Origin of the sequence: Pseudomonas sp. UYIF39 (assembly GCF_029963765.1) — a bacterium.
Lineage (GTDB): Bacteria > Pseudomonadota > Gammaproteobacteria > Pseudomonadales > Pseudomonadaceae > Aquipseudomonas.
In genome coordinates, this window is sequence record NZ_JALBYU010000023.1 from 98,441 (window position 1) to 104,679 (window position 6,239).

Consider the following 6,239-nt stretch of genomic DNA (forward strand, 5'->3'; position numbering starts at 1 on the left):
GTTTGATCCCCCGCCGGCCAATGCAGAGATTTTTGCCGCAGGCAGGACAGGGGAGCCACTTTTTCAACAGAATCGGCTGTGGATTCAACCGGTCGACGCAACAGATTGGCTAAATCGTTCTGCCGGTGTTTCGTAGTCTAGTGTTTTCCGAGGGCGGCTATTTAGCTGCCTTGCGACTTCATTGAGCGTGGCTTGCGAGTGATCCGCAAGGTCGGTTCCTTTCGGGAAGTACTGCCTTAACAACCCGTTGGTGTTCTCATTCGATCCCCGTTGCCAAGGACGATGAGGATCGCAGAAGTAGACCTTGATGTCGGTAGCTACCGTAAAGCGCTTATGGTCAGCCATCTCTTTGCCGCGATCCCACGTCAGCGATTTGTAGAGTTCTTGGGGTAAGTTGCGGGCGTTTTCGATCAGGGCGCTGATGACCGTCTCGCTATCCTTACCGTCCAATTTCACCAGCATTACGTAGCGGGTATGACGCTCAACAAGAGTGGCAATTTGGCTGTTCCTGCTACCGCACAGCAGGTCGCCTTCCCAGTGACCTGGAACCGCCCGATCCTTAGCCGCGTCTGGGCGTTCGCGGATCGATACCGCGTCAGTGATTCGACCGTGATTTTCTTTCTTCTGCGTGTGATGGCGCGAGCGACGCATGGCCCGCGTGCGCCGTAAATGCTCAAGCAACTCCTTCTTCAGAGCCCCGCGAGCCTGTATGAAGAGCGTGCGATAGATCGTCTCGTGTGACACCTGATAGCTCGTATCGTCCGGGTAGGTACGCTTCAACCAACCGGCAATTTGTTCCGGTGACCACTGCAATTGAAGCTTGTCTGCAACAATTTGCGCCACCGTTCGGTTCTCAACAAGTTTGCAAACCTTAGGTCGATGCGCGCGATCCCAGGCAGCCTGATCAGCTTGATTAGCCCGGTAGCATCCTTGGCCACCGTTGCGTCTGATCTCACGACTGATCGTAGAGGCTGCTCGCCCTAGCAGCGCGGCCATGGAACGGATCGAGTTGCCTGCCACCACTGCACGCGAAATCTCTTCGCGCTCAGCCAACGTCAGCGCCAATCTGGACCTGCGGCGTACAGCGGGTCTAATACCGCCTGTTTCCGCCAAGATGCGCTGTATCGATGAATGGTTTCGATCAAATAGTTGGGCTATGTGCTGGAGAGAGTCGCCTTTCTGCCAGTGATCCCACATCAGTTTTTTCTGGCTTTCGGTGTAATAGATCCGAGGTCTCTGCTTCATCTGCAACACTCCTTCTGCTTACACAGAATTTAGTTGTGTTGCGTCGACCGGTTGAATCCACAGCCATTAGCTGCCATTCGTGACAGATAGCAGTCGGCCTAATGAAGACCTTGAATGCGCTTGGAAACCTAGGGCGAATGAAATCCACCATATTATTCATCCGCAAAATGCTTCCAGGATGAATGCTTTAATCACGCGAAAACAAATCGTCAATTGGATCGATAGCACTAAATAATCGCTCGGACAAACTCACGCGTTGATCTTTATAAGACTCATAATCTGGTTCATGCTCTGGTTCATTAAAATATTTATCGTAGAATCTATCTACATCAACTAAGTCTACAACACCATCAGCCACACCAGATGAATCATTTGCACCCAACTCGACAGCCTTTTCATCCATTAGCTCCACAAATTTTCTGCGAGCTGCTGATTGCGAACCACCATCAGAAAATACCTCTGCATCTGGAAACTCATCTTCAACTGATGCGATCAGGTAATCCATGATGACTTGGTCATATGCATCGTAAAGCGATTGATGCTCTTCAACTTCATAGCATTTGACAAGCTGACTTAAAATCAGTAATTCGTCATAACTTGGGTCGTTGGCAAAGGCTCCAGCCAAGAACGCTTCCACAGTTATTTTATCAACACTGCCACTGCGCAGTGCCCATAAAATTACTCGTGCCGATGCCAAGAAGGATCGGCAACACTTCTCGCCACAAATGAAATTAATCGCTTTTAAAAGACTTTGGTCTGACAAGTTAAATTTTTTACCAAGCTCAGACCTTGAAATACATAATTGAGCTACAAATTCGGCATTAGACCCAAGGAAATTAACATCTAAAACGGATAAAAAGATATGACCTATCACTTCGGTCGCCACGCCAGCACTGATTATCTTGTTATCCTGCATATCCTTCAGCGTCTTCAATGAGGATTGTGTCTTCAGGCTACCAAAGCACTGCCGTAAAACAGGAGTGTTACTGGCATATCTGTTGAGTACGAAGTCACCCAAAGACGGGTTAAATAACCGAACAAAAGGCTGATTTTCGCTTACTACTAATCGCGTGAGCATCGAACCAGATAGGTGACGAAGGTTTAGTAGAAAGTCTTTTTTTCCAGTAAGACTGGCGGCTCCTGGATTCTCCAGATATCGCGCAAATGCCTCTGAAAGCTCAGGCTCAGTAATCACGCGCCCGTTCATAGCGACCAGCAAAACCAAGGCACGGCCACAGTCATCCAGTTGCGCTTGAAATGGATGATCCCAGACCTGAGACGGATCATCTAGCAAACCAGTTATATGAGCCCAGTAAGACTCGGATGGGACATCCTCCAATCGCTGGGCATCGGTAATAAATCGGATTAGCCGAGGATTAAAATTCCTATGATCAATAATAGTTCGATAACGTTTATGCGAGTACAACTGCTCAACATATTCAGCATCTATTTCAGAATGCCAGATATGATTGTAAAGAATTCTGGCCTTATCGATCTTCGCCAAAGATTCAAGTGTAATCTCAAACTCATTTCTATTTATATTTGAGTTGTAGAAAACATCGTTTAAAATTTTTCCTTGATTGAGAATAGTAGTTCGAGATGTCAATACAAATCGCTTTTGAGGATTCTTAACTATGCGCCTAATAAAACCAACAATCTTGGCGCCCTCATGACCAGAAAGCGCTTCTAGGTAGTTGCGGCCTAAAAAATCATCAAAATAGAAAATTTGCTTTGAGTCAGGGTCGAAGATGCTCTCAGCCTCTTTAATATCATCAGAAATGACCGAAAGCTCAAAGCCGTCTGCGACGTACTGCAGGATTAGCTGCCCGGCCAATGTTGTCTTACCAATGCCAGCTGGACCCGTGATTATAACAACACTCGTAGATTCCAGTTTATCAATCGCTTGATTATGATTTACCGTAGCCACATATAGCTTAGAGGCCTCAATTATCTCGCCAAGCTCAAATTGGCTCCTATCATGTATGGGCTTATTAAGCATATACGCAAGAACATTCGAACTAGCAATCCAGAGTTTATAGTGCCGTCTTTCAACATCTGGATACTTCGCGAGCATATCACTCAAATCCTGTCGACCCAGTATATCTGCTGGAGACAAAACAAATGGTGAAAGTTTCTGCATTAAAATTTTTTTATCGTTAAGTGAAAGCGAGTGAGACAAGGCTAATATATATCGACTTGGCGATAATTTCTGAACTTTAAGGCTTTCAGAATCTGCAATAGATTTAACGAGCTTTTCTAACGGAGTCGAAATCCAATGCTTACACTGGAGAATCCACTCATCCCCGTCGGACCTAAAAAAGCGCCCATCCACTCCAGCGTCACGTCCGGGCTTGAATCTTTCGAATATAACCCCTTCCCTCGCGCTTAGCAGGTCAGCGCAAAAGACTTCGAACTCTTTGTCATTTAGCCGCGAAAAATCGTAATCGCTCACAAAAGCCTCGCTCTGAAATGAACCGCCTGCTAGTAAACCGCTCAGCATGAAAGTGTAGTTGATGGACGCCGCACATGGACGATCGCAGTGATAGCAGCAACGATGCGTGCTTTCTTCGGGTGGTCAGCCATATGACTTAGTGCATTGCTCCAACACAGCAACGCCATGTCGAATAACGGATGATCTGAATGGCCGCTTCTGGCCGATTCTGTTGAAAAAGTCGGGCGTGGTTTTCACGACAGAAAAGTACGCGCCTGAGATTGAAATCTAGAAACGGCGCAGTGGTATTCGGACTCAGATTTCACGTAGCAGCGCACTAATAAGACGTTTTCGCCGTTCCGTATTCTGGCTGTTTGAGAAAACCGACTTTTTCAACAGAATCGGCCGACTCCCGCCTGTCGTGGCCGGCAGATGTCGGCCAAAGGCAGACCGTGGACAGACGAGGGACGAATGGGTCGCGTCGCCCCGGCTAAAGCCTGCCCGCCATATTGTCTGCAAAGGGCTGCGCGAGGTCGGAGCGATGCAGGCCCTTGGCGGTTCTCATCGGCGTTACAGATCGACAGTAGGTACTAAAACGCACAGAGGCAAAGCGTGAGAACAGGCTACAATCTGCTGCATAGCCTATCGGCCCCCGCGTCGGTGTCTGGCGCCGGGAACGTAAATTTTCTTGCGCTATTTGTCAGCGGGATCGATAAATAAAGAGGACATCAGGCGTGCACCGGTGTCGAATGAATAGGTCAACCAGCGCAAAGGAGGTCAACGTGGCAAAGAATTTCTTGGACTTGAATACGAGCCCAGATCTGTTGCTTGCGCTCAAAGGGGCTGCGCAACATAAGCAGACGGCCGAAGAAGTATTGGAACAGCGTGTATCGTTCGTTTACGGGTCTGTTGGCTCGAAGAACGGCATAACCCGCGAACAGGTTCGCAAGCTGATCTTTGAGCAGGAAGGAGTCGAAGGGGCGAAACGTTGATCCTCTTCGAGCTATGCGGAAACACCGAGCAAAATCCAGTCTACCAAGAACTGGAAGTCTCCAATGGCAATCGGCAGTACGACTTTTTGCGGTCTATAGTGGGTGCAGCATTGGCTGTGGACCGAGCGTTTCTGTCGAACCACATCATCAAGGCATTGAATTTTCATGCCATTACTTGCCTGCATACAAATGCAGGCGAGTACCGTCCTTGCCAAGTCGTCGTAGGCAATCATATGCCCCCCGAGCACTACCGTGTCGAGGCGCTCATGGACGATTTTGTGAATATAGTGAACAGGAGCTGGGAGCAATCCGATCCAGTGACGCTAACGGCATACGTGCTTTGGCGACTAAACCACATTCACCCGTTTATCAATGGCAACGGTCGAACAGCTAGGGCTGCCTGCTATTTCGTGTTGTGTGTGAAGTCCGGAAGCTGGCTACCAGGGACTACGATCCTTCCTGAGCTGATTTGTCGCAACCGAGATGAATACGTCGATGCACTACAGCGTGTTGATGCGTCCCTGCCTACAGGAAAGCTGGATCTAAGCCCGCTGCATGATCTGTTAGTCCGGCTAATCACCGAGCAACTCAGTACGCAACAACCCCCCGCAGATAAGCCTCAGGATTAATTTCTATAACGCCTTGGTCGTTTCGCACGAGAATCACTCTGGGGATATAGCCATTGTCAGCTTCGGGGCGTTTTCAACGTTCAGTGACAGACAGAAAACGGCCAAAAGTGGACATTCAGCTGCAAGGATCTGAACGCCGGATACCTGCAATGGAATTCGAGCTCATGGCATTGAGGCTGTCACCCGAATCTGTAGCACTCGTCGACCAAGCTTTTGCGGCGCATTTCTAAGTGGTATTTAGTTTGGTGTTGTGATATCTATTGGCCATCTCGGCTTTTTTATGGTCATAACGCATAAACTAGATTGATAAATCTATCAGGGAAGAAAATATGCAGAAAGTAAATATATATGAGGTATGGATTCTTTTTGAAAATGCTTTTTTTTGTGTGTGGCGAGCTTTAGTTTCTAACAATAATACTGCGCTATCAAGCACGACAGGGATATGAATGATGAGCGATAATTTAAATAGGCGCAAAGCTGCAATGGTGCTCCATGAAATGGAGCAGGCGCTTGGGAATTTCGTGATTGATACAGAGTTAGATGTCTCCAGATTTCCAGAGCAGCTGATCCAAGATATAGCCAGCAGAGAAAAAGATAGCAATCGACAGTTTGATGGAACCAAGGTTAAAGATGTAGTAGAAGCAACATATCTCGATGAATTATTTCAAATACTTACCGAGCTCACAAAAGATACATCCATTAACAACTACCTTGTTTCATTTCGGGAGTTGTTCATAAAGTATGAGATCTATGGCGTTAGGAACTCCGTATCTCATCCGAATCGACGGTTTATAGATCCTTACTGGTACAAACTCGCCACCGTAGCGTCTGACCCGATTATTGATATCCTAGGAATGGATTCTGTACGCCGTTCCTTAGCATCGGCCTGTTGGCGCTGATTGAAAACTGACCCACCCTGCCGATTGAAAAATGACCCAGGAC

At 47.6% G+C, this 6,239-nt stretch carries 5 protein-coding genes; 3 read left to right on the forward strand and 2 right to left on the reverse strand.

The window, feature by feature from the left end; genetic code table 11:
- Positions 1 to 84: 84 nt before the first annotated feature.
- Both MO767_RS24875 and MO767_RS24880 read right to left on the reverse strand, forming a co-directional pair.
- Positions 85 to 1,245, reverse strand: a complete 1,161-nt coding sequence (locus MO767_RS24875; protein WP_282482686.1) for an IS30 family transposase — start codon at positions 1,243 to 1,245, stop codon at positions 85 to 87.
- A 187-nt stretch (positions 1,246 to 1,432) separates the two neighbouring features.
- A complete protein-coding gene (locus MO767_RS24880; RefSeq protein WP_282482687.1) occupies positions 1,433 to 3,697 on the reverse strand; it encodes a restriction endonuclease in 2,265 nt (754 codons plus the stop codon).
- Positions 3,698 to 4,458: 761 nt separating this feature from the next.
- Between MO767_RS24880 and MO767_RS24885 the strand changes: the two genes are divergently transcribed.
- From MO767_RS24885 to MO767_RS24895, 3 genes are all read left to right on the forward strand, one after another.
- Entirely contained in the window at positions 4,459 to 4,668 is a 210-nt protein-coding gene (locus MO767_RS24885; protein ID WP_143519873.1) for a hypothetical protein, read from the forward strand.
- The gene (locus tag MO767_RS24890; RefSeq protein WP_095667586.1) at positions 4,665 to 5,297 is read left to right on the forward strand and encodes a Fic family protein; all 633 of its coding nucleotides are present in this window, start codon (positions 4,665 to 4,667) and stop codon (positions 5,295 to 5,297) included. The genes MO767_RS24885 and MO767_RS24890 overlap by 4 nt, the downstream gene beginning before the upstream one ends.
- A gap of 449 nt (positions 5,298 to 5,746) precedes the next feature.
- Complete coding sequence (locus tag MO767_RS24895; RefSeq protein ID WP_282482688.1) at positions 5,747 to 6,196, forward strand: hypothetical protein; 450 nt, start codon at positions 5,747 to 5,749, stop codon at positions 6,194 to 6,196.
- The last annotated feature ends 43 nt before the right edge of the window (positions 6,197 to 6,239 follow it).